Raw genomic sequence first — 25,171 nt, forward strand, 5'->3', positions numbered from 1 at the left:
GACTACGATCGCGCGGGAATCCGCTTGATCTTGGCGCCGAGTGCGTTGAGGCGTTCGTCGATCCGTTCATAGCCGCGCTCGATCTGGTCGGCGTTGTTGATGGTGGAGGTGCCGTTGGCGCACACCGCGGCCAGCAGCATCGCCATACCGGCGCGGATGTCGGGCGAATTCATCGGTGCGCCGCGCAGCCGGCTCGGGCCGGCCACGATCGCGCGGTGCGGGTCGCACAGCACGATGCGGCCACCCATCGCGATCAGATTGTCGACGAAGAACATCCGCGACTCGAACATCTTCTCGTGCATCAGGATGACGCCGTCGCACTGCGTCGCGGTGACGATCGCGATCGACATCAGGTCGGCGGGAAAGGCCGGCCAGGGCTGGTCCTCGAGCTTCGGCACGTGGCCGCCGAAATCGTCGTGGATCTTCATGGTCTGGTTCGACGGCACGACGAGATCGTCGCCCTCGACGCCGCAGACGATGCCGAGCCGCTCAAAGCCCATCCGGATCGAGCGCAGATGCTCGACGCCGGCCCGCGCGATGCGCAGCGGCGATCGGGTCACCGCGGCAAGCCCGATCAGCGATCCGACCTCGATATGGTCGGGCTGGATCGCGAATGTGGTGCCGCCGAGCGGGGCCTGTCCGTGGATGATGATGGTGTTGGTGCCGATGCCTTCGATCTTGGCGCCGAGAGCGACCAGGAAATTCGCGAGATCCTGCACGTGCGGCTCGGAGGCTGCGTTGCGCAGATAGGTGGTGCCGCGCGCGGCGACGGCGGCGACCAGCGCGTTCTCCGTCGCGGTGACGCTGGGCTCGTCGAGGAACACGTCGGCGCCCTTCAGCCGCGCGGCGCGGAATTCGAGCCGGTGCGTCGCGGTCACCGTGGCGCCAAGCTGTTCGAAGGCCAGGAAATGCGTGTCGAGCCGGCGGCGGCCGATCACGTCGCCGCCGGGCGGCGGCAGCGCGACCTCGCCGCAACGGGCGAGCAGCGGGCCTGCGAGCAGGATCGAGGCGCGGATCCGGGCGCACAGCGCCGGATCGAGATCGGCGGCACGAATTTCCTTGGCATGGATCTGTAGCGTGTTGCGCTCGGTCCATTCGGCAGCAGCGCCGACTGAGCGGCACAGCTCGACCAGCGTCTCGGTGTCGCGGATGCGCGGCACGTTGGTCAACGTGACCGGGTGCTCGGTCAGCAGCGCCGCGGCGATGATCGGCAGCGCGGAGTTCTTGTTGCCGGCCGGCTCGATGGTGCCCGAAAGGCGGCGGCCGCCTTCGACGATGTATTGGATCGGCGCCACGCGGAATGTCCCCTCACGCATCATTCAGACTGGGTAACCCGAAATTCCGTAACGGAATCAATGGTTGTCAGGCACCGTAACACAATTCCCGGCAGAGCTTCCACACCAAAGGAAGCGGCGCGGCGGCGCCGTTTGCGCCGTCACGGATACGTCATCTCGCGGCCCAAATTGCCCGTCTCAGAAGAACTCATCGAGCAAGCGATAGAAGGCGAGGCGCCGCTCGTCGGGCGCGATGCCGTACTGCCGGAAGAACGGCTCGGTCCATTCCACTCCGAGATTGCTTGCGATGCTGCGTGCGGCAAGCGCCAGGTCCTGATGGCGATCGGCGATGCCGAGCCGGCCGCAATCGATGAATCCGGTGAAGCGGCCGCCGTCTGCGAGCAGGTTCGGCAAGCAGGCGTCACCATGGGTGACCACGAGATCTTCGGATACGGGACGCGTAGCCAGCAACTCCGCAAGCAAATCCGTGGTGGTCCGACCGAGGCGCTCCTCGTCGAAATCCGCCTCGTCGATGCGCCCGGCGGCCACGCGCCTGCCCACCGCTTCAAGGCGCTGGTCGAGCCGCTGATCGAATGGGCAAGCCGCGATTGGCGTCTGGTGCAGGGTGCGCAGCGCAGCCGCTGCAAGCATGACGGTTTCCGCCGCCGGCAGATCGCTGGCAGTGGCAAGGTCATGGCCCGCAATTTCGCTCATCAGCAGCCAATGACGTTGGTGTTCGACGACAACGTCCAGCACCGCGGGCGCCGGGAGGTCGCGGCTCGCCAGCCAGCGCAGCCGATCGATCTCGCCGGGCAGCTCGGCGAATTCGTCGACAGGCTCGGATTTGATGAACAGGTCTCCGCCGTAAGCGCGCCTGATCCGGAACACGGCTGCGCCGGATTCGCCGATGGTCAGCCGCTCGATGTGCCCATCGGCGATCTCGCCGAGCCATTGCATCGGAAAGCGCATGTCTGCCTGACGGAGAAAGTCGGTCGTTAGATGTCGATCGTGGCGCTGAGCGAATTTTCCTGGATGAAGTCGCGGCGAGGTTCGACCACGTCGCCCATCAGCTTGGTGAAGATGTCGTCGGCCTCGTCGACCTCCTTGACCTTCACCTGAAGCAGCGAGCGCGCATCCTTGTCCAGCGTGGTCTCCCAGAGCTGCTCCGGATTCATCTCGCCGAGACCTTTATAGCGTTGCAGCGAGATGCCCTTGCGGGCGGCGTCGGTCACCGCCTCGAACAGGTCGATCGGACCATGGATGATCTGCTCGGCATCCTTGCGCCGAAGCTTGCCGGCCCGCACGTAGATCGCTTGCAGCTCGGTCGCGTATCCATCGAGCTTGCGGGCGTCGGCCGAGCCAAGGAAGGCGTCGTCGATCACGGCCACTTCCTTGACGCCACGCACGGTACGCTCGAACTGGAAGCCCTGACCTTCGGTGAAGGTGCCAACCCAGCCGCGCTCGACCTCGTCGGCGACGGCGTCCAGCCGTTTGGCGATATAGTCGGCCGCCGCGTTCGCGGTTTCGATCTCGCTTGTGATCCTGGGGCTCAGCACGCCCGCGATGGCGGCCTGCTCGATGACAGCGCGATTGTAGCGGCTGTGCAGGTTGCGAAGCACCGAGCGGATGATGCGGGCGTCTTCGACCAGCGACAGCAAATCGCGGCCCGAGCGGTCGTCGCCGGAGGCCGGCTTGAACACGCATTCGTCGAGCCCGGTCGAGATCAGATAGTCCTCGAGCGCGCGCTCGTCCTTCAGATATTGCTCGGACTTGCCGCGCGAAACCTTATACAGCGGCGGCTGGGCGATATAGAGATAGCCGCCATCGATGATCGAGCGCATCTGACGATAGAAGAAGGTCAGCAGCAGGGTGCGGATATGGGCGCCGTCGACGTCGGCGTCGGTCATCACGATGATCTTGTGATAGCGCAGCTTGTCGACCGAGAAATCGTCGCTGATGCCGGTGCCGAGCGCGGTGATCAGGGTGCCGATCTGCTCGGACGACAGCATCTTGTCGGGACGCACGCGCTCGACATTGAGGATCTTGCCGCGTAGCGGCAGCACCGCCTGGAATTCGCGGTTGCGGCCCTGCTTGGCGCTGCCGCCTGCCGAGTCGCCCTCGACGATGAACAGTTCGGATTTCGCCGGATCCTTCTCCTGGCAGTCGGCAAGCTTGCCGGGCAGCGAGGAGACGCTGAGCGGGCTCTTGCGCGTCAGCTCGCGTGCCTTGCGCGCCGCCTCACGGGCAGCCGCAGCCTGGATCACCTTGCCGACGATCTCCTTCGCCTGGGTCGGGTGTTCCTCGAACCAGGTGGCGAGCGCCTCGTTGAGCACGTTCTCGACCACAGGGCGGACTTCCGAGGACACCAGCTTGTCCTTGGTCTGCGACGAGAATTTCGGATCGGGCACCTTCACCGAGAGAACGGCGGTGAGGCCTTCGCGGCAATCGTCGCCGGTCAGCGCGATCTTTTCCTTCTTCGCATTGGCCTCGGCATAGCCGTTGACCTGGCGCGTCAGCGCACCGCGGAAGCCGGCCAGATGGGTGCCGCCGTCACGCTGCGGGATGTTGTTGGTGAAGCACAGCACGTTCTCGTGGTAGCTGTCGTTCCACCACAGCGCGGCTTCGACGCCGATGCCGTTGGCTTCCGCGCGTACCATGATCGGTGCCGGCACGATCGCCTTCTTGTTGCGGTCGAGATATTTGACGAATTCCTCGACGCCGCCGGAATAGTGCATCTCCTCGCGCTTCTCGACCGCGTGGCGCATGTCGGAGAGCACGATGTGGACGCCCGAATTGAGGAAGGCGAGCTCGCGCAGCCGGTGCTCCAGCGTCGCGAAATCATATTCGACGTTCTTGAAGGTCTCGGTCGAGGCGAGGAAGGTGACCTCGGTGCCACGCTTGCCTGGGGCATCGCCGACCACCTTGAGCGGCGCGACGGCATCGCCGTGCGCGAATTCGATGTAGTGCTCCTTGTCGTCGCGCCAGATCCGCAAGCCGAGCTTGCTGGACAGCGCGTTGACCACGGAGACGCCGACGCCGTGCAGGCCGCCGGAGACCTTGTAGGAGTTCTGGTCGAACTTTCCGCCGGCGTGCAGCTGGGTCATGATGACCTCGGCCGCCGAGACGCCTTCGCCCTTGTGGATGTCGACCGGAATGCCGCGGCCGTCGTCGTACACGGTGACGGAATTGTCGGCATTGAGCGTGACCAGCACGCGGCTGGCATGGCCCGCCAGCGCCTCGTCGATCGCGTTGTCGACGACTTCATAGACCATGTGATGCAGGCCGGAACCGTCATCGGTGTCGCCGATATACATGCCGGGCCGCTTGCGGACGGCGTCGAGGCCCTTCAGCACCCGGATCGATTCCGCACCATATTCGGTCGGAATGGGATGCTCAGATTCGGCAGGGGTCTGCCGGGCAGGTTCTGTCATGTGAGGCCTTCGAGGATGTCCCGAATCAGCTGCGCAATATGAGGCGCTGATTGCGCTATTTGTGCCATGAAAGTGGAGTTGCGCCTAGCGCAAAGTCTCTGTCCACAAAGTACTGAATAAATAGGATTTTTTAGGCCTTTTTCAAGGTCTCCAAAGGCCGATTCGGAAGGCTCTGAAAAGCCCGATTCGGCGGCAGATTCGAAGCGCTGATTGAGGCCGATTCCGTGCCGTCAGCCGCGCCGTGTCGCACGGCCGGATTCGACGTCGAAAATCTCTCCGCGCGGGCCGATGTCGACGAACGCGGCCGGATCCGCGCCGGTCATCCAGACTTGCGCGCCGAGCTTGGCGAGCTCGTCGAACAGCGCCTTGCGCCTGTTCGGATCGAGATGGGCGACGACCTCGTCGAGCAGTAGCAGCGGCACGATGCCGGTCATCTCCGCGACCATCGTGGCATGCGCCAGCACCAGTCCGATCAGGAGCGCCTTCTGCTCGCCGGTCGACGCGTCACGCGCGGGCATGTTCTTCGGTGCGTACACCACCTGCAGATCGGTCAGGTGCGGGCCGTCGAGCGTGCGTCCCGCGGCGGCATCGCGCGGCCGGCTGGCGCGCAAAATCTCGCGGTAGCGGTCCTCTACCGCCGTTGCGGGCTCCTGTAGCAGCGCATTCTCCATCCAGCCGTCGAGCATGATCTCGGCGGAGGGGAAGGCCGAGGCCGCGCCGCGCTCGCGCAGCATCGCCGTGAGCTTGGCTGCGGTCTGGCCGCGCGATGCGGCGACCGCGACCGCGAGCTCGGCGGTCTCGCGCTCGATCGCGTCACACCAATGGTCGTCGTAATTGCGTACCTCGAGCAGCCGGTTGCGCGAGCGCAGCGAACGCTCCAGCGCGGAGACCCGGCTGGAATGCTCGGAATCGATCGCCAGCACCAAGCGGTCGAAGAAGCGCCTCCGCTCCGACGCCGCGCCCATGAACAGGCCGTCCATCGCAGGGGTCAGCCAGACGATGCGCAAATGATCGCCGAACGCGGTGGCGGACCCGACCGGCTCGCGATCGATGCGGCAGCGTCGTGTGCTGCCGGTCTCGCCGGTCGGTGCGTCGATGCCCGTGCCCAGCGTCGCAAGCCCGAGCGCGCCCTCGACCTCGGCCGAGACCGCCCAGGAGCCGTTGCCTTGATTGTCAGCGATGTCTTCCAGCGTCGCACGGCGCAGGCCGCGGCCCGGTGACAGGAACGAGACCGCCTCCATGCAATTGGTCTTGCCGGCGCCGTTTGGCCCGACCAGCACCACCATGTCGCCCGCAACCTGGAGCGTCGCCGTCCGGTAATTGCGGAAATGCGTCAGCGACAGGCGATGAATGCGGGACGGGGTCATCTCTCTCCTTCCCCTCTCCCCCTGTGGGAGAGGGTGGCGCCTCACGAAGTGAGGCGACGGGTGAGGGGTATCTCACAGCTCGGCAAGCTTGGCGACAATGTCTTCGAGCACCGCCCCGGGGGTCTGCAATACGTCATTGTTCCAGTAGCGCCACACCGGGAAGCCTTCTGCGGCAAGCGCATCAGTCCTGGATGCGTCTTGTTGCGACGAAGCGTGCTGGCCGCCGTCGATCTCGATAACGAGGCGCTTCTCGAAACATGCGAAGTCGAGAATGTAATTTCGAAATGGAACCTGTCTTCGGAATTTCAAGTGCGACAGGCGCCGATCGCGCAGCAGGCGCCACATCTTCGCCTCCGCGTCGGTCGGCTCGCGGCGCATCTTCTTCGCGAAGCTGCGGAGGCGTTCGTCGGTTGGTCGATGGTTTGGCGTTCGCGGCACCAACCCCTCACCCGGCGCCTTTGGCGCCACCCTCTCCCACAAGGGGAGAGGGTGCAGTTGCGCGTGCGGAAGAAATCACACCCGCATCGGCATCAGCACGTAGAGCGCGCCCTTGCTGTCCTTGTCCTGCACCAGCGTCGGCGAGCCAGGGTCTGCCAGCTTCAGCACCGCGACCTCGCCTTCGATCTGGGCGGCGATGTCGAGCAGATAGCGCGAATTGAAGCCGATATCGAGCGCATCGGAGGCGTATTCGACCTCGAGTTCTTCGGTGGCGCTGCCGGAATCCGGGTTGGTCACCGAGAGCACGAGCTTGCCGGCGGACAAAGCCAGCTTCACCGCGCGGCCGCGTTCGCTGGAGATGGTCGAGACGCGGTCGACGGCGGCCTCGAAGTCCTTCTTGTCGACCACCAGTTCCTTGTCGTTGTTCTGCGGAATGACGCGGCCGTAATCCGGGAAGGTGCCGTCGATCAGCTTCGAGGTCAGCACCACATTGCCGAGCGTGAAGCGGATCTTGCCATCCGACAGCTCGATCGCGATCTCGGCGTCGTCGCCCTCGATCAGCCGCTGCACTTCGCCGACGGTCTTGCGCGGCACGATCACGCCGGGCATGCCGGTCGCGCCCTTCGGCAGAGTGAGGTCGATCTGGGCCAGCCGGTGGCCGTCGGTCGCAACCCCGCGCAGGGTCGCCGCCTTGGCGCTGCCGGCGGCGTGCAGATAGATGCCGTTGAGATAATAGCGGGTCTCTTCGGTCGAGATCGCGAACTGGGTGCGGTCGATCAGGCGCTTGATGTCGGACGCCGGCAGCGAGAACGAATGCGTCATGTCGCCGGCGGCAAGGCCCGGGAAATCGCTCTCGGGCAGCGTTTGCAGCGTGAAGCGCGAGCGCCCCGCACGCACGGCGAGCACCGAGCGGTCGCCGTCGGCTTCGAGCACGATCTGCGAGCCGTCGGGCAGCTTGCGGACGATGTCGTAGAACATGTGTGCCGGCACCGTCGTCGACCCGGCGGTTCCGGTTTCGGCGGCCAGGGTCTCCGTCACCTCGAGATCGAGGTCGGTCGCCTTCAGCGACAATTTGGCGCCCTCGGCGCGGATCAACACGTTGCCGAGGATCGGGATGGTGTTGCGGCGCTCGACCACGCGGTGGACGTGACCCAGCGATTTCAGCAGTTGCGCGCGCTCGACGGTGACCTTCATTGCAATACCCGCCAGATCCCTCAGATGGAAAAGCCGGGCGGCCGTTCAGGGCAGCGCCGCGGCGTTGGAAACCCGAATAGTCGGATCAATACCGGATTTGATCAAACCCACGGGGGGACCGCAAGGTGGCGCGGATGGGCGGCCGGTGCAAGGGAGGCGGGCGGGAAACGGAGCCCGTTCCCCACGTTTTGGGTCGGAAAAAAGTCTGGCCCTCCCCTGGTCGAGGGAGGGCCATGGAACGAACCGGCCAGGTGCGGTGGTCTTACTCCTGCAACTGACGCTTCAGCGACTCGACTTCTTCCGACAGCGTCGTGTCCTTGGCGACCAGTGCCTCAATCTTGCGCACGGCGTGCAGCACCGTGGTGTGGTCGCGGCCGCCGAAGCGCCGGCCGATCTCCGGCAGCGAGCGCAGGGTCAGCGTCTTCGCCAGATACATCGCAACCTGGCGCGGGCGCACCACGTTGGCGGTACGGCGGGACGACAGCAGGTCGGAGCGGCTGACATTGTACTGCCGGGCGACCACGCGCTGGATGTCCTCGATCTTGATCCGCTTCGGTTCCTGCGGGCGGATCAGGTCGCGCACCTCGCGCTCCGCCATCTCCAGCGTCACCGGCTGGTTGTTGAGCTTGGAGTGTGCCAGCAGGCGATTGATGGCGCCTTCGAGGTCGCGGCCATTATGGGTGATGGTGCGCGCCAGATAGTCGAGCACCTCTTCCGGCACGTCGAAGCTCGCATGGTGCACGCGGGCCGCGGCGACGCGCGACTTCAGGATGCCGAGGCGGAGTTCCTCGCCGAGCGAGCCCATCTCCACGACGAGTCCGCCGGCGAGCCGCGAGCGCACGCGGTCGTCGAGGCTCTCCAGGTCCGACGGCGGACGGTCGGCCGCGATCACCACCTGGCGGCCGGCATCGATCAGCGCGTTCAGCGTGTGGCAGAACTCGGCCTGCGTCGACTTGCCCTGAAGGAACTGGAGGTCGTCGATGACCAGCACGTCGATACCGCGCAGCGCCTCCTTGAACGCCAGCGCCGTCTGCGTCTTCAGCGCGGCGACGAAGCCATACATGAATTTCTCGGCGGTGAGATACAGCACCTTGCGCTCGCCGCCGGAATTGCCGGCCCAGGTCACCGCTTGCAGCAGATGCGTCTTGCCGAGGCCGACGCCGGCATGGATGTAGAGCGGGTTGAACATCACGGGATCGCCGCGGCGGCCTTCCGCGACCTGGCGCGCGGCCGCGTGGGCCAACGTGTTGGAACGGCCGACGACGAAGCTTGCAAAGGTCAGGCGCGGATCGAGCGGCGAGCCGCCGAGCGCGTCGTGACTCGCCGACACCGGCGCGGTGGCAACCGAGCGCAGTTCCGGCGTGGGACGTCCATCGGTACGCTCGATGCGGCGCACTTCGACCGGCGCAACCGGTTCCTTCACCGGAGCCGTCGCACGGATCGCGGAGCGCACGGTGAGGTCGATGCGATGCACTTCGGGCATTTCGGCCTGCCAGCAGGTCAGCACGCGGTCGGCATAATGCGCCTGGATCCAGCTCTTGAGGAACCGGGTCGGAACCGACAGGTGCACGCTCTCATCGTGCACGCTCTCCAGATCCATCCGTGCGAACCAGCTCGTGTAGACGTCCTCGCCAACGCTCGTCCGCAAACGTCCCTTCACCCGCGACCAGCGATCCTGTTCCGTATTCGTCATTGCCTTCGTACTTTTCCAAATTTGAGAGATGATGTTGCGAAAGCGCCGTGCATGTTTCCTGCCACGGCGCGACCTCCAGCGGGCGCGGTTCTGCTCCGGACAAAGTTCTCCCGTGTGGCGGCCGTGCGCCACGCGACAGATCAGCTGTTTGGAGAAGAGGCGTCCCGCGAGGTCAGCGCGTACTCGACGGTCTCTGGGGGTAAGAGCCAACGTCCGAGGGGTTGATTACGGCACCACAGGAGATCTGCACTTCGGTTGTCGTTGGTTCGACTGCAGTGATGATACCGTAAGGCATAAGTCCTCCCCCTCCCGCCGCGACGTATCGCGGCAAGTTGTCAGCTTGCTCGTGTCTTCAAATTCGAACTGCCGCTACCGAACACCGAAATGCCCGGCGCTTCGCCGCCGCGTGTCGTCGTCAACCCGTTCACTTGCTCCGCGTTCCCGCTGCCAGATTCCGACTGACGCCCTGGTCTCTCTTGTTCGATCCCCCGAATAGCCGGGGATATCGCCGGAGAAATTTTGACACAGGCCGACCGTCCTCATATCGCTATGAGCCGTCAATCTAGCTTCGCTTGGAAAGCGTCGCTAACGCGCACACCGCCGCCGATTTGCACGTCCGCCCTTGGGTCTCAAACCGCGCTGATCTGGAGAGCCGTGGGCGTCGCGAACAAGAAATAAATACACCAAGCGGATTTCCTGACAATCCGTGGATTCGACGGGGGACGCGAGTCTTCGCAACTGTTGCGACGCTGCAAGCGACGAGACGCGAAAGCAAGTTTTTGAATCAGCGTACAGATTCGCGCGTGTCACAAACCACGGTGCAATACCAAAAAATTTTCATAGAAAATTTACATTTGGTCGCGCGCCGGTCGCTTTTCCAATCGCTGTCTGGCACTATGTGCATAAGTAATTCGCGAAGCGTCATTTTTCTCGATTACTTTTGCAGGGTAACCCCGCTCGCAATTTTCGTCGCTGGTCACTGCGCGCTATTCCATCTATCGCGCTTAGCGCAGAACAATCTACGCGCGAGTGCGTCGCGTTAAGCATACTTGGCAAGTAGAACTACGGACGCGACGAAACATTGCACGCAGTTCGTTGCGCGGCAACGCCAACTGCTCTCGCGCGATGAAACTTCCACGACAAACGAAGCGACAAAAACAAAAAGCCCGGCGCGAGCCGGGCTTCGTGACAAATGTGCTTTTCAGTCAGCTCACTTCGCCAACGTCTTAGTTGGCGGGCTCGTTACTTGGCGAGCTTGGCGATCCGCTGCGAGAGACGCGACACCTTACGGCTCGCGTTGTTCTTGTGAATGATGTTGCGCTGCGCCGCCTTCATCAGCTCGGGCTCGGCGTGGCTCATCGCCTTGAGCGCCGCCTCGCGATCGCCGCTCTTGATCGCTTCCTCGACGGTGCGCACCGCGCCACGCATCTGCGTGCGGCGCGACTTGTTGACGATGGTGCGGCGGGCAATCTTGCGGGTCGCTTTCTTGGCGGAAGTGGTGTTGGCCATGGTTTCTCTAACTGTCCTTCGGCGGTGTCGCTCGGTGGTCGGGCTTCGCGCGCACCGGCCGGTTCAAATCTCGACTCTGATGTATTGGTCCAAGGTGTTCTTGAGGCGGCCATGCGAGGGGGGCAAAATGCTGCCTCCGCATGCGGCGCTGTCCAAAGAACAGCGGCGGCAGGATTGCGCCCGCCGCCATCGGCCGGTCTTATAGATGGCGCAGGCAGCACCGTCAACGCTTTCGGGACCGAAAAAGGGCCTGAAATCCGGCCTGCGGGGGCCGGATAAGCCGCTGAAGAGGTTGAATTTCCGGGGGGCGCCCGGTAAGGCCTGACGACGCACGGGGCGCGACAGGGAGTTTGGGTGACGCATGATCCGCGGCTTTTTCCGTCTGATCGGCCTTTTGCTGCTGGCTGGCAGCTTCATCTTCATGGTCTATGACGGGGCCCGCTACGTCGCCGATCAGAGCCTGCGCTTCACCCAATTCGGGCAGTTCTGGAACGATATCCACCAGTCGAGCCAGCAAGCCTTCTATGCCTGGGTGGACCGCGTCGCGCCCTGGCTCTGGACCAGCGTGATCCGCGTGCTGCTGGAACAACCGGTGTTCGCGGTACTCGGCATCGCCGGCATCCTGCTGATGATCCTGTTCCGGCCGCGCAAGCCGCTGATCGGCTACGCGCGCGACTGACGTGGTTGCAGTCCTCCTTGGCTACAGCCGTCCCTGGCGGCAGCGTCCTTGGCCGCGGCCCGTCAGGTAACAGGGCTGCCATCATTTGCGTAACGACCTATATAAGTGACAGCCGGCCCGCAGGCCGCAGCCCGCGTCGGCCGATGTCCCGCCTGGAGGTATCCATGTTGTTCATGCGCAAGACCACCGCGTTGCCAAGCGCCGCCGAGGCGTTGCCGGGCCGCGCGACGCCGATCCCGACCGCGACCACGCATTTCGTCAACGGCAGCAGGCTGACGCCGCCCTATCCGCAGGGCCTCGAGCAGGCGGTGTTCGGGCTCGGCTGCTTCTGGGGCGCCGAGCGCAAGTTCTGGGAACTCGGCGACGGGATCTACACCACCGCGGTCGGCTATGCCGGCGGCCACACGCCGAACCCGACCTATGAGGAGGTGTGCTCGGGGCGCACTGGCCACACCGAGGTGGTGCTGGTCGTGTTCGACCCGAAAAAGATCTCCTACGAGAAGCTGCTGAAGACGTTCTGGGAGAACCACAACCCGACGCAGGGCATGCGCCAGGGCAACGACATCGGCACGCAGTATCGTTCCGCGATCTACACCTTCGGCGATGCGCAGCGCAAAGCCGCCGATGCATCGCAGGCCATGTATCAGAAGGCACTTGCCGCCAAGGGGCTCGGCGCGATCACCACCGAGATCGCACCGTCGGGCGAATTCTATTTCGCCGAGGACTATCATCAGCAGTACCTCGCGAAGAACCCGGCGGGCTATTGCGGGCTCGGCGGCACCGGCGTGTCGTGCCCGATCGGCGTCGGCGTCACCGCCGCCTGATCGCATCGTGGTGCGCCAAATCAAGGGGGAGCCGGGCTGTCCGGCTCCCCGCTTGCCCTCGGCGAACCCTTTATTAACCATAAGTGGTGCAAGACTAGGCTTGTCTCGCCGTTGAGGGATAAGTCCGGTGCCAGTTGCACGCGCGTTACGATTGCCGATCACTGCCGTTGTGGCTGCGCTCGCGCTGTCTGGCTGCATGAGCACGTCCGGCCCGGTTGCCATGGGCCCACAAGGCGTTGATGCCGTCACCTATGGTCCAGCCTACGCACCCGCTCCGGTGGCCGATGCCGGCGGCGGCGGTGCGATCAGCGCATTGCGTTCCGCCTTCGCTAACGTTTCCCCTGGTTATGACTATGCCGCGCCGGTTCCCGCCCCGGTCGTCTATGCCGCCGCGCCGGGTGGGCCCGCGGGATATAACAATGCCTATCATCTCGGCCCCGGCGACAAGCTCCGTGTCGTGGTCTACGGCCAGGAAGGCCTGACCAATTCCTACGCGATCGACGCCGCGGGTACGATCACCATGCCGCTGATCGGCTCGGTGCCGGCGCGCGGCCGCACGCCAGCCAGTCTCGCCGCCGAAATCTCGGCAAAGCTGCGCAACGGCTTTATTCGCGAACCGTCAGTGGCGGTCGAGATCGAGTCCTACCGTCCGTTCTTCATCCTTGGTGAAGTGCAGGCGCCGGGCCAGTATCCTTATGTGCCGAACATGACCGTCGAGAGCGCGGTTGCGATCGCCGGCGGCTTCTCGCCGCGCGCCCGGCGCGACAGCGTGACGTTGACCCATACCGATGCATCCGGCTCCGGCCGCTTCGTGGTGCCGATGGGCACGCCGATGAGCCCGGGCGATACGGTGTTCGTCGGCGAGCGCTGGTTCTAGGCCAGGCAATCACTCTCGTTCCGTTATTCCGGGGCGCGCGACGCGCGAGCCCGGAATGACGAGGTAAAAAGAGCTGCGCTTCATCAGCGCAGGTGTTTTCCAAAGAATTCCATGCTGCGCGGCCAGGCTATGTCGGCGCTGGCCTTGTCGTAGCTGGCGCGCTCGTCGCAATGGAAGCCGTGCTGCGCGCCCGGATAGATGAAGACCTCGACCTCGGGCCGCTTCGACTTGATGGTCTCGACATCGCTCAAGGGAATGCCGGTGTCCTTCTCGCCGAAATGCAGTTGCGTCGGCACGGCCGGCTTGTCGTCGGCGAAGCGAACCACGGCGCCGCCGTAATAGCCGATTGCGGCAGAAAGGCCGGACAGCTTGGTGGCGGCCGCATAGGCGATGCTGCCGCCGAGGCAGAAGCCGATGATGCCGACCGGTCCGACCGGTTTCACCGCGTCGATCGCGGCCTGGGTGTCGCGCAGCATCGCAGCCCAATCCGGATTGGCCACGAACTTGCGCGCCTCGGCGATCTCATCGGGTGAGTAGCCGCTCTGGAAGTTCGGCGTGATGCGGTCGAAGATCGAGGGCGCCACCGCGACATAGCCTTCCTTCGCCAGCCGGTCGCAGACCGAGCGGATGTGGTGGTTGACGCCGAAGATCTCCTGGATCACGACGACAGCGCCTTTCGGCGCGCCGGCCGGATCGGCGCGATAGCCGCCGAGCTCGAATCCATCCGAAGCCTTGAGCTTGATGTCTTGTCCCATGGTCCATCCTTGTCACGTTGGGGGTTGCATGAAGATGTCGGTGGTGGGTCGGGAGGCTGGAGCCCCGTCCCGATGGAATCAGAACGGGGCTCCGGGTTTTTGTCTTGACGCGTTTTCTTCACGCGAACCGGTATCCACTTCGCTCGAAAACGCTCTAGCGCCACATCCAGTTCTCGCCCCAGTCGCCCTTCCAGCCGGCGAGGCGGCCCTTGCGGAATTGCAGGAAGAGGCGGTCATGGTGCGGCAATAGCCCGCTCCGCCCGAGGTCGCGGAAGGTCAGGAAGATCTCGTTGCCGGGCCGACCGCCGACATGGGTGAAGGGCGTGCCGAGTGCGCGTTGCGCGTCCGCGACGCCCATGCCGAACACCAGCGGCGTGTTGTTCGACAACGTCGCGGGGAAGGCGGAGGCCGGACCGCCGAACGGCGGCAGCTTTTCAGCGCTCGCCGCCGTCGCGGCCACAGTCAGCAACACGGCGGCGGCAATCGTCTTCATGGCTCGATCCCTCACGTGATGTATCACCCGGTCTTTCCCGGCGCGTCCGCTTCAAGACCATCCAGGAACGGTAGCACGGCATCGATGAAGGGCTGCGGCTGATCGATGTTGACGGCGTGGCCGGCGTTCGGGATCACCGCCTTCTGCGCGCCGGGGATTTTCACCGCCATGTAGTCGGACGCTGCGAGGAACGGGGTGTCATCGGCGCCGACCACCACCAGCGACGGGACCTTGATGTCAGGCAGCGACTCGATCACCCGCGCGTCGCGTTGCGCCAGCATGCCGCGCGCGGCGAGCGCGAGGCCCCGGGCATTGCGATGCGTGACCGACGCGCGCTCGGGGCTCAGCGACTTCAGCATGTCGAGCCCTTCGTGATCGAACCGGTCGCCGGTGTCGCGAGCGCGCTTGTTCCAGACCTCGCGGGCGTCGTCCTTCTTGAAGCCCGGGCCGGTGTCGATGATCAGCAGCGCGCGGACCCGCTCGGGATGGGCGCGATGAAAGGCCAGCGACATGTAGCCGCCGAGCGACAGCCCGCCGACAACAGCCTTGTCGGCGCCGGCAGCGTCGAGCAGGGCGGCGATGTCGCCGACCGTGTGTGCCTCGCTGTAGGCATCGGGATTGTCGGGATAGTCGGACTGGCCATGCCCGCGCATGTCCCACAGGATCAGCCTGTGCCGCTTCGACAGCGCCTCGATCTGGCCCTGCCACATCGCCGATGTCGAAGAGTAGCCGTGGGTGAGGATCAGAGGCGGGCCGTTGCCGTGAATCTCATAATAGATCTCGACGCCGTCGCGGTTGAGCTTGGCCATTCACGGGCTCCTCGTTGTTTCCCGCCGGCGTCCGGTCCGGCGGCACTACCGACCTTGGTAGGACCTACCGATAAGGCATCAATACTGGCATTTCAAAAGCTTCATGCAATTGCCGCAACGCACAACCGGCGCCTTCGGAAAACTTATTCCTTTCGAACGGTTCCAAATTGGATTGCCTCCAAGCGGTAACCGGATCATTGTCTTGGCAACTGTCGCTTACCCGGTGGGCGCCAGCCATGACCCAACAGTGAGTTGCCGCCGTAAGCGGCTTCCTACACCGGAAGGGGAGAGAGATGCCAAATCTCAATATCAACGGACGGAACATGTCCGTCGAGGCGGCCAATGATACGCCGCTGCTTTGGGTCATCCGCGAGCAATTGCAGATGACGGGCACCAAATTCGGGTGCGGCGCGGGTCTCTGTGGCGCTTGCACGGTCCACCTCAACGGCGAAGCCGTGCGGTCCTGCCAGACCTCGCTCGCGGACGCCGTCGGCAAGAAGATCACCACCATCGAAGGCCTCTCCGCCAAGGGCGATCATCCATTGCAGAAGGCCTGGGTCGCCGAGCAGGTGCCGCAATGCGGCTATTGCCAGTCCGGTCAGATCATGCAGGCCGCCGCGCTGCTGTCGAAGAACACCAATCCGACCAAGGAAGAAGTGGTCGCGCATATGGACGGCAATCTGTGCCGTTGCATGACCTATTCCCGAATCCAGAAGGCGATCATGCGCGCTGCGTCCGACATGCGCACCGCATCGGCCACCGGATCCGAGCGGAGGGCCACATGAACAAACACGTGAAGAACCTCGCCCCCGAGGCGACCGATCTCAGCCGCCGTTCCTTCCTGGTCGGCACCGCTGCCACCGGTCTCGTGCTCGGCTACGCCGCGTCCGGCATCGATCAGGCGCTCGCGGCGCCCGCGCCGGCCAATTTCGAGCCGAGCGTCTGGTATGCGATCGCGCCCGACGGGCTCGTCACCGTGACCTGCGGCAAGGCCGATATGGGCCAGCACGTCGCCTCGACCATGGCGCAGATCGTGGCCGAAGAGCTCGGCGCGAGCTGGAAGGACATGCGGGTTCAGCTCGCTTCCAACGATCCCAAGTACAACGATCCCGTGCTTGGCGCGCAGATCACCGGCGGCAGCTGGTCGACGATGATGAACTTCGACGCCATGAGCCGCGCCGGCGCAGCCGGCCGCATCGCATTGACCGAGGCGGCGGCGGCCTCCATGGGCGTGCCGGCCGGCGAGCTGGTGGTACGCGACTCCAGGATCAGTCACGCGAAGTCGAAGAAGTCGATGTCGTTCGCCGAGGTGGTGAAGAGCGGCAAGGCGACCAAGACGTTCACGGCGGACGATCTGAAGGCGATCAAGCTGAAGACCGCCGACCAATACACCATGATCGGCGTCTCGGTGCCGCAGCTCGACATTCCGCTGAAGGTCAACGGCACGGCCAAGTATGGCATCGACACGATGCTGCCGGGCATGGTCTACGGCGCGCTGGTCACCCCGCCGGTGCGCTACGGCGCCACCGTGAAGTCGGTCGACGACAGCGCGGCCAAGAAGCTGCCCGGCTTCATCAAGGCCGTCACTCTGGACGACAAGACCACCACCACGACCGGCTGGGTCGTCGCCGTCGCCAACACCTACGCGCAGGCGAAGAAGGCGGCCGAGGCGCTGAAGATCAGCTATGACGGCGGCCCGAACGCGAAGCTGTCGAGCGAATCGCTGCTCACCGAAGCCAAGCGGCTGCAGGGGCTGAGCGATTCCGGGCAGTTCTTCGTCAAGGACGGCGATCCGGATGCGGCCTTTGGCTCGGCAGCCAAGGTGCTGGAGGCGGAATACACCACCAACATCAACATCCATGCGCCGATGGAGCCGATGAACGCCACCGCGGAGTTCAAGGGCGACATCCTGCACATCTATTCCGGCAACCAGTTCGCGACGCGCTCCGGCGCGATCGCGGCCGGCGCCGCCGGGATCGATCCGAAGTTCGTGGTGATGCACCAGACGTGGCTGGGCGGCGGCTTCGGCCGGCGTCTCGACGCCGACATGATGGTGCCCGCGGTGCAGGCGGCGAAGGCCACGGGCAAGCCGGTCAAGGTCATCTACACGCGCGAGAACGACATGACGATGGATTTCTCGCGTCCGCTGACCTACCAGAAGGTGAAAGCCGGCATGGACGGCGACGGCAAGGTCGTCGCTCTCAGCCATGACGTGGTGTCGGCCTGGCCGACCGCGCGCTGGGGTATCCCTGATTTCCTGTCGCCCTCGGTCGACAAGAAGGGGCCGCTCGACGCGTTCACGGTCAACGGTGCGGACTTCTTCTACACCGTGCCGAACCACTATGTGCGGGCGATCAAGAACGAGATGGCGCACAACGCCACCCCGTCAGGTCAGCTCCGTTCGGTGGCGCCGGGCTGGACGTTCTGGGCGATCGAAAGCATGGTCGACGAGATCGCGCATGCGACCGGCAAGGACCCGGCCCTGCTGCGGGTTGAACTGCTCGACGGCAAGGGCAAGAACGACGGCGGCGCACAGCGTCTCCGCAATACCTTGCTCGCGGCGATGGGTCTCGCCGGCTACGGCACCAAGAAGCTGCCCAAGGGTGAAGGCATGGGCGTTGCCTGCGTGTCGTCGCAGGAGCGCGCCACTGCGAGCTGGACGGCTTGCGTCGCGCATGTCGCGGTCGCCCCGTCGGGCGAGGTGACGGTGAAGAAGCTGACGGTTGCGACCGACGTTGGTACGCAAGTGAACCCCGATGGCATCCGGGCCCAGGTCGAGGGCGCGGCGCTGTGGGGCATGTCACTGGCACTGTTCGAGAAGGCGACGTTGAAGGACGGCGGCATCGAGCAGACCAATTTCGACAGCTACACGCCGCTGCGGATGAGCCAGTTGCCGGAAGTCGCGGTCAACGTCATCGCCAATGGCGAGAAGGCGACCGGCGTCGGCGAGCCCGCGGTGACGGTGGTGGCGCCGGCGATCGGCAACGCCGTGTTCAACGCGGTCGGTGCCCGTGTGCGCGGCCTGCCGATCACCGCGGAGGCCGTCAAGGCCGCGATGAAGGCGTGACGGCCTGAACGACCGAACCAATGAAGACGCCGGAGAGCACCGCTCTCCGGCGTTTTCTCGTTCGCGATCACCGGGGCGAATTGTCGGCGAACTTGGCGAAGAACGAATTATAGACCTGCGGATCGGTCACCACGCGCGTCTTCGAATCGCCCTTGCTGTCCCAGATCGTCGTGATGAATTCGGCGTGCACCGCCGTGACGCCCGACAGCGCGTGCACCGTCACCAGCGCGCGCGTCGTCTCGTGGTCGGGCTTGGCCCTCAGCATCGGTAATTTGGCGTTGATCACCGCCTGTAGCACCTGATGACCACGGTCGGCGATCTTGTGATTCTTCTCGCCCTGCACCAGTGCGCCGGTGCTGTCGATCGACACCTGCTCGAACTCGTTTGCCTTCAGCGAGGCTTCCGCGGCCTTCAACGCATCGTTGATGGTGATGCCGACCTTGCGGTTCTGCAACGACACCAGCGCCGCCTTGTCGCTCGCCGACAGGTCGCTGGTGACCTGCTTGGACGAGCACTTGCCGACCAGCGCCACCGAACACTCCCCGGTGACGCGATCGGATGAGTCGTGCGCACAGGAGGACACGCAGATTCCGGTCAGGAGGGTCGCAAGGTTGCGTGCCAGGCCGGCGCGCTTGGGGGCATGCATCACAAGGGTCCATGAAGGCGCGCGCCTGCGATGGCGCGGCCCATCCGCAGCGCCGCATCCACATCGTGGCCGGTGTTCGGATCGATCGCGCCCCCGGCAAAGGTCGGCGGTGAGGGGCAAGTGAGTTGCGAAACTCCTAGCGCAGTGCAATGCATCGATCTAATGGATACTTTGTATATCCGGGTATTGATCAGATGAATTTGCGTTCGATCGACCTCAATCTGCTGGTGGTGTTGCAGGCGTTGCTCGCGGAGCGCCACGTCAGCAAGGCGGCCAAACGTGTCGGCCTCTCGCAGCCGGCGCTCAGCAACGCGCTGGAGCGATTGCGCGTGTTGTTCGACGATCCGATCCTGATCCGGCACGGCAATCGCTTCATGCTGTCGCCCAAGGCCGAGCGGTTGGCCGGTCCGCTGAACGACGTGCTGGCCGGGGTCGAAGCCGTGGTCGGGCTGACCCCGCAGCCGCTGTCCGAGGTTCGCCAGACCGTCACGCTGACGTCGGGCGATTATGCGCTGGCGGGACTGCTGCCGGATCTGTGGCGCTGGGTTCAGGCGAGGGCGCCGTATCTGTCGGTCCACGCCAAGCCGTGGCCGGGCCCGGACGTTGCGGTACGCATGGTGGTCGACGGCACTTGCGATCTCATGGTGGCGCCGCTCGAGCCGCTGCCCGCGAAGTTGCACGCGCTCAAACTCTGCCGCTCGGACTTCGTTGGCATCGCCAGACCCGGTCATCCGATCCTGAAGCGGCCGTCACGCGAACGCTTCATGGCGCAACGCCACGTCGTGGTATCCTCCGACGGGCTGTTTCCGAACCGGATCGATCTCGCCTTGCGCCGTCAGGGGATCACGCGCGACATCGGCCTTTTGGTGCCGAGCCATATGCTGGTGGCCGGCCTCGTCGCCAACAGCGATCTGCTCGGGATCGTTCCCGATGGGCTGGTCGAGCGCCGCACGGACGTTGCAAGGTTCAAGCTTCCGTTCGATCTGCCTGGCTTCGACGCGGGCGTCGTCTGGCACGAGCGGAGCGAGCGCGACGTCGGCATCAGCGGTCTCCGCGACGGCATCAAGGAGCTTGTGGAGATGGCGATCGCCGCAGGCTATCTGAGACCCTGCGACTGAGCGGGCCGGCACAGGTATCAACGCTATCTTGGGCGACCCAAAAATTGATGATTGGCTGCGGGAGTCGCCTCGACGCGTCGGTCCGGGCCGGCCTGATATTGCTAGCGGATTTTCCGGTCCATCAAATTGTATCGACCGCGCTTAACCGCCGTTCAGCATCCCCATTAAGCGGGAGGGAACGCATCGTCAGGTAGCGTCCGCCGTCGGTCGTTACCGCGACGGGGATTCCATGACTGCCTTGGCCAATAATCAGACTTCGAAGCGCCGCTTGCTGCTGGCGTCGGATCGAAGCGATCAAAGCACCGAACTCGCCAGCATCCTGCGCTCCGTTGGCGAGGTCGATACCGTTCCGACGTCGGATATTCCCGAGCGGCCCGACCGCGACCTTTCCGGCATCGTGGTCGACATCAATTTGCGCTCGCCCGAGGCGGTGCAACTGGTCCGCGCCAAGTTGCAGGCCGATGCCTATCGCGAGATGCCGCGGCTGTTCGTGCTGGCGGATGCGCTGCATCACGCCTCGATGCAGGCCTGGGCGCTCGGCGCCACCGACACCATCTCGCGGCCGTTCGATGCGCGCGGCATCCTCCAGCGCATCCGCGCCGCGTTCCCCGACAACAGCGGTTACGATGAGACCGATCGCGGCAAGGCGCTCAACCGTGGCGTCGAAGCCGCGCATGGCGTGATGGTCAAGATGTTCGAGCGGATGCGCGCCGGCGAACCGCTCAAGTTCGACGACATCGTCGCCGCAGAAAACAAGATCCTCAAGGCGATCAAGCACAACTCGCTGCGTGAGTGGCTGACCACCGTCGGCTGCCATCACCAGGAGACCTATCGCCATTGCCTGTTCGTGACCGGCTTCGCGGTGGCGTTCTCGCAGCACCTCGGCATGCGCGACGACGATCAGCGCCGGCTTGCCCGCGCCGCGCTGCTGCACGATGTCGGCAAGGCGTTCGTTCCGGTCGCGCTGCTCGACAAGCCCGGCACGCTGACGGTCGAGGAAATGGCCGAGCTCCGCGAGCATCCGCGCCGCGGCTACGAGGCGCTGTCCGCCCAGGGCGGCTTCCCGCCGGAAATGCTCGACGTGATCCTGCACCACCACGAATTCCTCGACGGCACCGGCTATCCGAACGGTCTCAGCGGCAAGGAGATCAGCGACATCGTCCGCGTCACCACGATCGTCGACGTCTATGCCGCCCTGGTCGAGAAGCGCGCCTACCGGCTGCAATTCACCCACGCCAAGGCATTCTCCATGATGGAGGAGATGGGCGGCAAGCTCGACCAGCAACTGTTGCAGGCGTTCCGCCCGGTGGCATTCGGGCATTATTGAGCCCTCGTGGCCTCTGCCGTCTGCCTGGGGCGAGGCTTTTAGCCAATCAACGCAAGTCGTCCTCCTCAACCCCGCCTAGATTCCGGTGATCATCGGCACGACCGATGGCTTCCGCGGGCGAGGACGATCATGGACACGGCAACGACCGGGGATCTCGATATCCCCGCCAATATCGCGGCTACCCTCGTCGACCCCGTCGCCTATGCCGACGACAGTATCCACGACAGCTATCGCTGGCTGCGCGCCAACAACCCGCTCGGCATCGCGCGGCCCGACAAGTTCGATCCGTTCTGGGTGGTGACCAAGCACGCCCATATACAGGCGATCAGCCGGCAGAACGAGCTGTTCCACAATGCCGACCGCCCGACCACGCTGACCAACCAGGCGCTCGAGGAACGCGTTCGCAAGATCACCGGCGGTCCCAATCTGGTGCGCTCGCTGGTGCAGATGGACGCGCCGGACCATCCGAAGTATCGCGCGCTGACACAGGGCTGGTTCATGCCGGCCAATCTCGGCAAGTTCGAGGGCCGGGTCCGCGAGATCGCGCGCGCCACCGTGCAGCGCATGCTCGACCGCGGCGGCGCCTGCGATTTCGTCGACGACGTCGCGCTCGGCTATCCCCTGCATGTCATCATGGAGATCCTAGGCGTGCCCGAGGCCGACGAGCCGCGCATGCTCAAGCTGACGCAGGAGCTGTTCGGCCCGCAGGATCCCGACACGGCGCGCGTCCGCGACGCGCTGAGCGCGGAGCAGGTCTCGGTGATGTTGCAGGCGATCATCGCCGACTTCTCCGCCTATTTCCGCAAGATCACCGAGGATCGCCGGCAGAATCCGCGCGACGATCTCGCCACCGTCATCGCCAATGCGAAGATCGGCGGCGACTACATGCCGGAGCACGATCAGACCAGCTATTACATGATCGTCGCGACCGCCGGCCACGACACCACCTCGTCCTCGACCGCGGGCGCGATCTGGGCGCTGGCGAGGGACCCCGCGGAGTTCGCCAAGGTGAAGGCCAATCCGGAACTGATCCCGGGCCTGGTCGACGAATCGATCCGCTGGATGACGCCGGTCAAGCATTTCATGCGCTCGGCCACCGCCGACACCGAGCTCGGCGGCCGCAAGATCGCCAAGGGCGACTGGCTGATGCTGTGCTACGCCTCGGGCAATCGCGATGAGGAGGTGTTCGAGGAGCCCGACCGCTTCCGCAGCGACCGCAAGCCCAACCGCCACGTCGCGTTTGGTTATGGCGCGCATCTCTGCCTCGGCCAGTATCTCGCCAAGCTCGAGATGCGCATCCTGTTCGAGGAGCTGCTGCCGCACCTGAAATCGCTGTCGCTCGACGGCGAGGTGAAGATGACGCAGGCCTATTTTGTGAGTGGCCCGAAGAAGCTGCCGATCCGGTTCGAGGTGAATTAAGGTCTCACCGTCATTGCGAGGAGCGCAGCGACGAAGCAATCCATTATCTCAGCATGCGCTGAACCATGGATTGCTTCGCTTCGCTCGCAATGACGAGCAGGTCCTATTCCAGCATCTTGCGCAACTCCGCCTTCGCGACCTTCTCCAGCGTCGAGCGCGGCATCTCGTCGACGAAGCGGATCTCCCGCGGCACCTTGAAGTCGGCGAGCGCCGAGCGGCAGGCGGTCATGACCTTGTCGTGCAGGTCGGCCGGCAACGCCGTGACGCCGGCCTGCGGGATGATGAAGACGACCGGCACCTCGTCGAGCATCGGGTGCTTCTTCGCGACCACCGCGGCCTCGCGCACGCCCGGGACCACGGCGATCACCTGCTCGATCTCGGAGGCCGCGACGTTCTCGCCGCCGACCTTCAGCATGTCCTTGGAGCGGTCGCCGAACTTGATACAGCCGCGCTCCAGCATCGTGACGCGGTCGCCGGTGATGAAATAACCGTGCTCGTCGAAGCTCTCGCGCGTCGCCTTGTCGTTGTGCAGATATTCGGCGAACAACGACAGGCCGGGAATGCCCTTGATCAGGAGATTGCCGGTCTCGCCGACTCCGGTCGCGGTGCCGTCATCATTGGTGATGCGGATTTCGTATTCCGGCGCGGCGCGGCCGATCGACATCGGCGTGTTCGGCTGGTCGACCTCGCCGATGATGCCGTGGGTGATGGTCTCGGTCATACCCCACCAGCCGATGATCTTGATGCCGAACACGGCGAATGGCGGCGGCTCGTTCACGGCGGTGCCCCAAAGCCGGAACTTGTGATCCTTCGGGACCTCGTGCTCCAGCAGCGCCTTCATGCAGAACGGAATCGTCGAGGTCCAGGTCGAGCCGTGTTCGAGCGCCACCGGCCAGAACCGGCTCGCCGAGAAGCGCGGCTGGATCACGCAGGTCGCCCCGACCCACAGGCTCGCCAGCATCGAATAGGCCAGCGCGTTGGTGTGGAACAGCGGCAGATAGGTCTGGTGCACGTCCGTCGCATGCAGGTCCTGGTGTGCGGCGTTGATCTTGGCGCCCCACAGCGCGTTGGCATGGGTCCACAGCACCGCCTTCGGCCGTGACGTGGTGCCGGAGGTGTATTGCACGCTGCACGGTGCGAGCGGATCGATCGGGCGCTTCGGCCGGTCGGCGCTGTCGGCGAACAGCGAATCGAAGCTATCGCCGCGCGCGGTCGGCTGTGCCGGGGCCTGCCCGGCATCGTGCGAGGTCACCGCGATCCAGCGCAGCCCCTTGCAGTTGGCTGCGATCAGTTCGGCATAGGCCGGCTGGGTGATCGCGGCGACCGCGCCGCAATGGCCGGCAAAATATTCGATCTCGGCCGCGGCCGAGCGGGTGTTGGTGGTGACGGCGATCGCGCCGAGCTCGACACAGGCAAACCACGACATGATCGCCTCGATGCAATTGTCGAGATGGATCAGGACATAGTCGCCTTGCCGGATGCCGCGCTTGGCAAACCCTGCGGCCAGCGCGCCGACCCGCTCATGAAATTCGCCATAGCTCCAGCGCCGCGCCGGCGCATCGAACGGGGCCCAGATCAGGAATGGATGATCGCGGCGCACCTCGGCGCGCATCCGCAGCAACCATGGCACGTCGAGCCCCGCGAACGGTCCGACGATGCCGGGCACTGCTTTTGAACTGGTCATGTGTCCTCCCGCGCGGCTTTGCCGGCCGCGATTGGTCTTGGTTGGGAGCAGTTCTGCCATCGGTGTGCGCCGAGAGCAAATCGGAAGCGTAGCGATGGAGCAATCCGTTCCGTCGCGCGGAAGACGTGGCGCGGAAGCTACTTCGCGCCATCCTCGTACGACGAAATCTCGATCAGGCTGCCGTCGGGATCGCGGCAGTAGACCGATCGCAGCGTGCCGCGCGCGCCCTGCTTGGCGACCGGGCCTTCCTCGATCTTGACGCCATTGGCTTTCAGATGCGCAACCACCTGCTCCGGCGTGCTCGAGGTGAGGAAGCAGAGGTCGTCGCTGCCGGCCGTCTCGTGATCGGCGGTGAACCACTCCACCTTGTCGGCATCGCGCGGCCGCACATTGATCTTCTGGTTGCCGAACACAAGCGAGGTGCGCGGTGTCTTGCCCTTGCCGGGATCGAACACCTTCACTTCCATGCCGAGGATCCTGCTGTACCAGGCAACCGAGCGCACGACATCGGTGACGTTGATCACGAGATGGTCGAGCCCATTCACCTTGACGGACATGATCGATCCT

General features: G+C 64.7%; 22 protein-coding genes. 8 read left to right on the top strand and 14 right to left on the bottom strand.

Annotated features, from left to right (window positions below; all coding sequences use genetic code 11):
* Positions 1–2: 2 nt before the first annotated feature.
* The 8 genes from murA to rpsT all read right to left on the bottom strand — a co-directional run bounded on the left by murA (position 3) and on the right by rpsT (position 10,906).
* On the bottom strand, positions 3–1,295 hold the full coding sequence (gene murA, locus B2W55_RS00775; RefSeq protein ID WP_024584559.1) for a UDP-N-acetylglucosamine 1-carboxyvinyltransferase: 1,293 nt from the start codon (positions 1,293–1,295) through the stop codon (positions 3–5).
* 177 nt (positions 1,296–1,472) lie between these two features.
* Positions 1,473–2,243, bottom strand: a complete 771-nt coding sequence (locus B2W55_RS00780; protein WP_024584558.1) for an APH(3')-II family aminoglycoside O-phosphotransferase — start codon at positions 2,241–2,243, stop codon at positions 1,473–1,475.
* Between the two features lie 26 nt (positions 2,244–2,269).
* On the bottom strand, positions 2,270–4,705 hold the full coding sequence (gene gyrB, locus B2W55_RS00785; RefSeq protein ID WP_024584557.1) for a DNA topoisomerase (ATP-hydrolyzing) subunit B: 2,436 nt from the start codon (positions 4,703–4,705) through the stop codon (positions 2,270–2,272).
* Positions 4,706–4,935: 230 nt separating this feature from the next.
* Positions 4,936–6,072, bottom strand: a complete 1,137-nt coding sequence (gene recF / locus B2W55_RS00790) for a DNA replication/repair protein RecF (RefSeq protein ID WP_024584556.1) — start codon at positions 6,070–6,072, stop codon at positions 4,936–4,938.
* A 72-nt stretch (positions 6,073–6,144) separates the two neighbouring features.
* Positions 6,145–6,510: an endonuclease domain-containing protein gene (locus B2W55_RS00795; protein ID WP_024584555.1), complete on the bottom strand. Its 366-nt coding sequence runs from the start codon at positions 6,508–6,510 to the stop codon at positions 6,145–6,147.
* 75 nt (positions 6,511–6,585) lie between these two features.
* On the bottom strand, positions 6,586–7,704 hold the full coding sequence (dnaN, locus tag B2W55_RS00800) for a DNA polymerase III subunit beta (protein WP_024584554.1): 1,119 nt from the start codon (positions 7,702–7,704) through the stop codon (positions 6,586–6,588).
* A 262-nt stretch (positions 7,705–7,966) separates the two neighbouring features.
* Complete coding sequence (gene dnaA / locus B2W55_RS00805) at positions 7,967–9,397, bottom strand: chromosomal replication initiator protein DnaA (protein WP_024584553.1); 1,431 nt, start codon at positions 9,395–9,397, stop codon at positions 7,967–7,969.
* 1,242 nt (positions 9,398–10,639) lie between these two features.
* The gene (gene rpsT / locus B2W55_RS00810) at positions 10,640–10,906 is read right to left on the bottom strand and encodes a 30S ribosomal protein S20 (RefSeq protein ID WP_024584552.1); all 267 of its coding nucleotides are present in this window, start codon (positions 10,904–10,906) and stop codon (positions 10,640–10,642) included.
* Positions 10,907–11,267: 361 nt separating this feature from the next.
* Here rpsT and B2W55_RS00815 point away from each other — a divergent pair, with 361 nt between their 5' ends.
* The 3 genes from B2W55_RS00815 (at position 11,268) to B2W55_RS00825 (ending at position 13,286) form a co-directional block, all read left to right on the top strand.
* On the top strand, positions 11,268–11,585 hold the full coding sequence (locus B2W55_RS00815; protein ID WP_024584551.1) for a hypothetical protein: 318 nt from the start codon (positions 11,268–11,270) through the stop codon (positions 11,583–11,585).
* A gap of 164 nt (positions 11,586–11,749) precedes the next feature.
* Positions 11,750–12,409, top strand: coding sequence for a peptide-methionine (S)-S-oxide reductase MsrA (gene msrA, locus B2W55_RS00820; RefSeq protein ID WP_024584550.1), 660 nt, complete (start codon positions 11,750–11,752; stop codon positions 12,407–12,409).
* Positions 12,410–12,536: 127 nt separating this feature from the next.
* Positions 12,537–13,286 (top strand): polysaccharide biosynthesis/export family protein, encoded by a 750-nt coding sequence (locus tag B2W55_RS00825; RefSeq protein WP_024584549.1) that lies wholly within the window; start codon positions 12,537–12,539, stop codon positions 13,284–13,286.
* Positions 13,287–13,369: 83 nt separating this feature from the next.
* On the opposite strand, the gene B2W55_RS00830 is transcribed toward B2W55_RS00825, so the two are convergent.
* The 3 genes from B2W55_RS00830 to B2W55_RS00840 all read right to left on the bottom strand — a co-directional run bounded on the left by B2W55_RS00830 (position 13,370) and on the right by B2W55_RS00840 (position 15,343).
* Complete coding sequence (locus B2W55_RS00830; RefSeq protein ID WP_024584548.1) at positions 13,370–14,041, bottom strand: dienelactone hydrolase family protein; 672 nt, start codon at positions 14,039–14,041, stop codon at positions 13,370–13,372.
* Positions 14,042–14,195: 154 nt separating this feature from the next.
* A complete protein-coding gene (locus B2W55_RS00835; protein WP_024584547.1) occupies positions 14,196–14,534 on the bottom strand; it encodes a hypothetical protein in 339 nt (112 codons plus the stop codon).
* A 23-nt stretch (positions 14,535–14,557) separates the two neighbouring features.
* Entirely contained in the window at positions 14,558–15,343 is a 786-nt protein-coding gene (locus B2W55_RS00840; protein ID WP_024584546.1) for an alpha/beta fold hydrolase, read from the bottom strand.
* A gap of 293 nt (positions 15,344–15,636) precedes the next feature.
* Here B2W55_RS00840 and B2W55_RS00845 point away from each other — a divergent pair, with 293 nt between their 5' ends.
* Both B2W55_RS00845 and B2W55_RS00850 read left to right on the top strand, forming a co-directional pair.
* The gene (locus tag B2W55_RS00845) at positions 15,637–16,128 is read left to right on the top strand and encodes a (2Fe-2S)-binding protein (protein WP_024584545.1); all 492 of its coding nucleotides are present in this window, start codon (positions 15,637–15,639) and stop codon (positions 16,126–16,128) included.
* Positions 16,125–18,410, top strand: coding sequence for a xanthine dehydrogenase family protein molybdopterin-binding subunit (locus tag B2W55_RS00850; RefSeq protein WP_024584544.1), 2,286 nt, complete (start codon positions 16,125–16,127; stop codon positions 18,408–18,410). The genes B2W55_RS00845 and B2W55_RS00850 overlap by 4 nt, the downstream gene beginning before the upstream one ends.
* A 67-nt stretch (positions 18,411–18,477) precedes the next feature.
* On the opposite strand, the gene B2W55_RS00855 is transcribed toward B2W55_RS00850, so the two are convergent.
* Positions 18,478–19,056, bottom strand: a complete 579-nt coding sequence (locus B2W55_RS00855) for a hypothetical protein (protein ID WP_024584543.1) — start codon at positions 19,054–19,056, stop codon at positions 18,478–18,480.
* A gap of 194 nt (positions 19,057–19,250) precedes the next feature.
* Between B2W55_RS00855 and B2W55_RS00860 the strand changes: the two genes are divergently transcribed.
* The 3 genes from B2W55_RS00860 to B2W55_RS00870 all read left to right on the top strand — a co-directional run bounded on the left by B2W55_RS00860 (position 19,251) and on the right by B2W55_RS00870 (position 22,920).
* The gene (locus B2W55_RS00860; protein ID WP_024584542.1) at positions 19,251–20,174 is read left to right on the top strand and encodes a LysR family transcriptional regulator; all 924 of its coding nucleotides are present in this window, start codon (positions 19,251–19,253) and stop codon (positions 20,172–20,174) included.
* Between the two features lie 229 nt (positions 20,175–20,403).
* Positions 20,404–21,501 carry an HD-GYP domain-containing protein gene (locus tag B2W55_RS00865; protein ID WP_024584541.1) on the top strand — a complete coding sequence of 366 codons (1,098 nt, stop codon included), beginning with the start codon at positions 20,404–20,406 and terminating at the stop codon, positions 21,499–21,501.
* A 129-nt stretch (positions 21,502–21,630) separates the two neighbouring features.
* Positions 21,631–22,920 carry a cytochrome P450 gene (locus tag B2W55_RS00870; RefSeq protein WP_024584540.1) on the top strand — a complete coding sequence of 430 codons (1,290 nt, stop codon included), beginning with the start codon at positions 21,631–21,633 and terminating at the stop codon, positions 22,918–22,920.
* Between the two features lie 103 nt (positions 22,921–23,023).
* On the opposite strand, the gene B2W55_RS00875 is transcribed toward B2W55_RS00870, so the two are convergent.
* Both B2W55_RS00875 and B2W55_RS00880 read right to left on the bottom strand, forming a co-directional pair.
* On the bottom strand, positions 23,024–24,604 hold the full coding sequence (locus tag B2W55_RS00875) for an AMP-binding protein (protein ID WP_024584539.1): 1,581 nt from the start codon (positions 24,602–24,604) through the stop codon (positions 23,024–23,026).
* Between the two features lie 137 nt (positions 24,605–24,741).
* Positions 24,742–25,161, bottom strand: coding sequence for a VOC family protein (locus B2W55_RS00880; protein ID WP_024584538.1), 420 nt, complete (start codon positions 25,159–25,161; stop codon positions 24,742–24,744).
* Positions 25,162–25,171 lie beyond the last annotated feature (10 nt).

It is taken from the genome of Bradyrhizobium sp. UBA2491 (assembly GCF_002341725.1).
GTDB lineage: Bacteria > Pseudomonadota > Alphaproteobacteria > Rhizobiales > Xanthobacteraceae > Bradyrhizobium.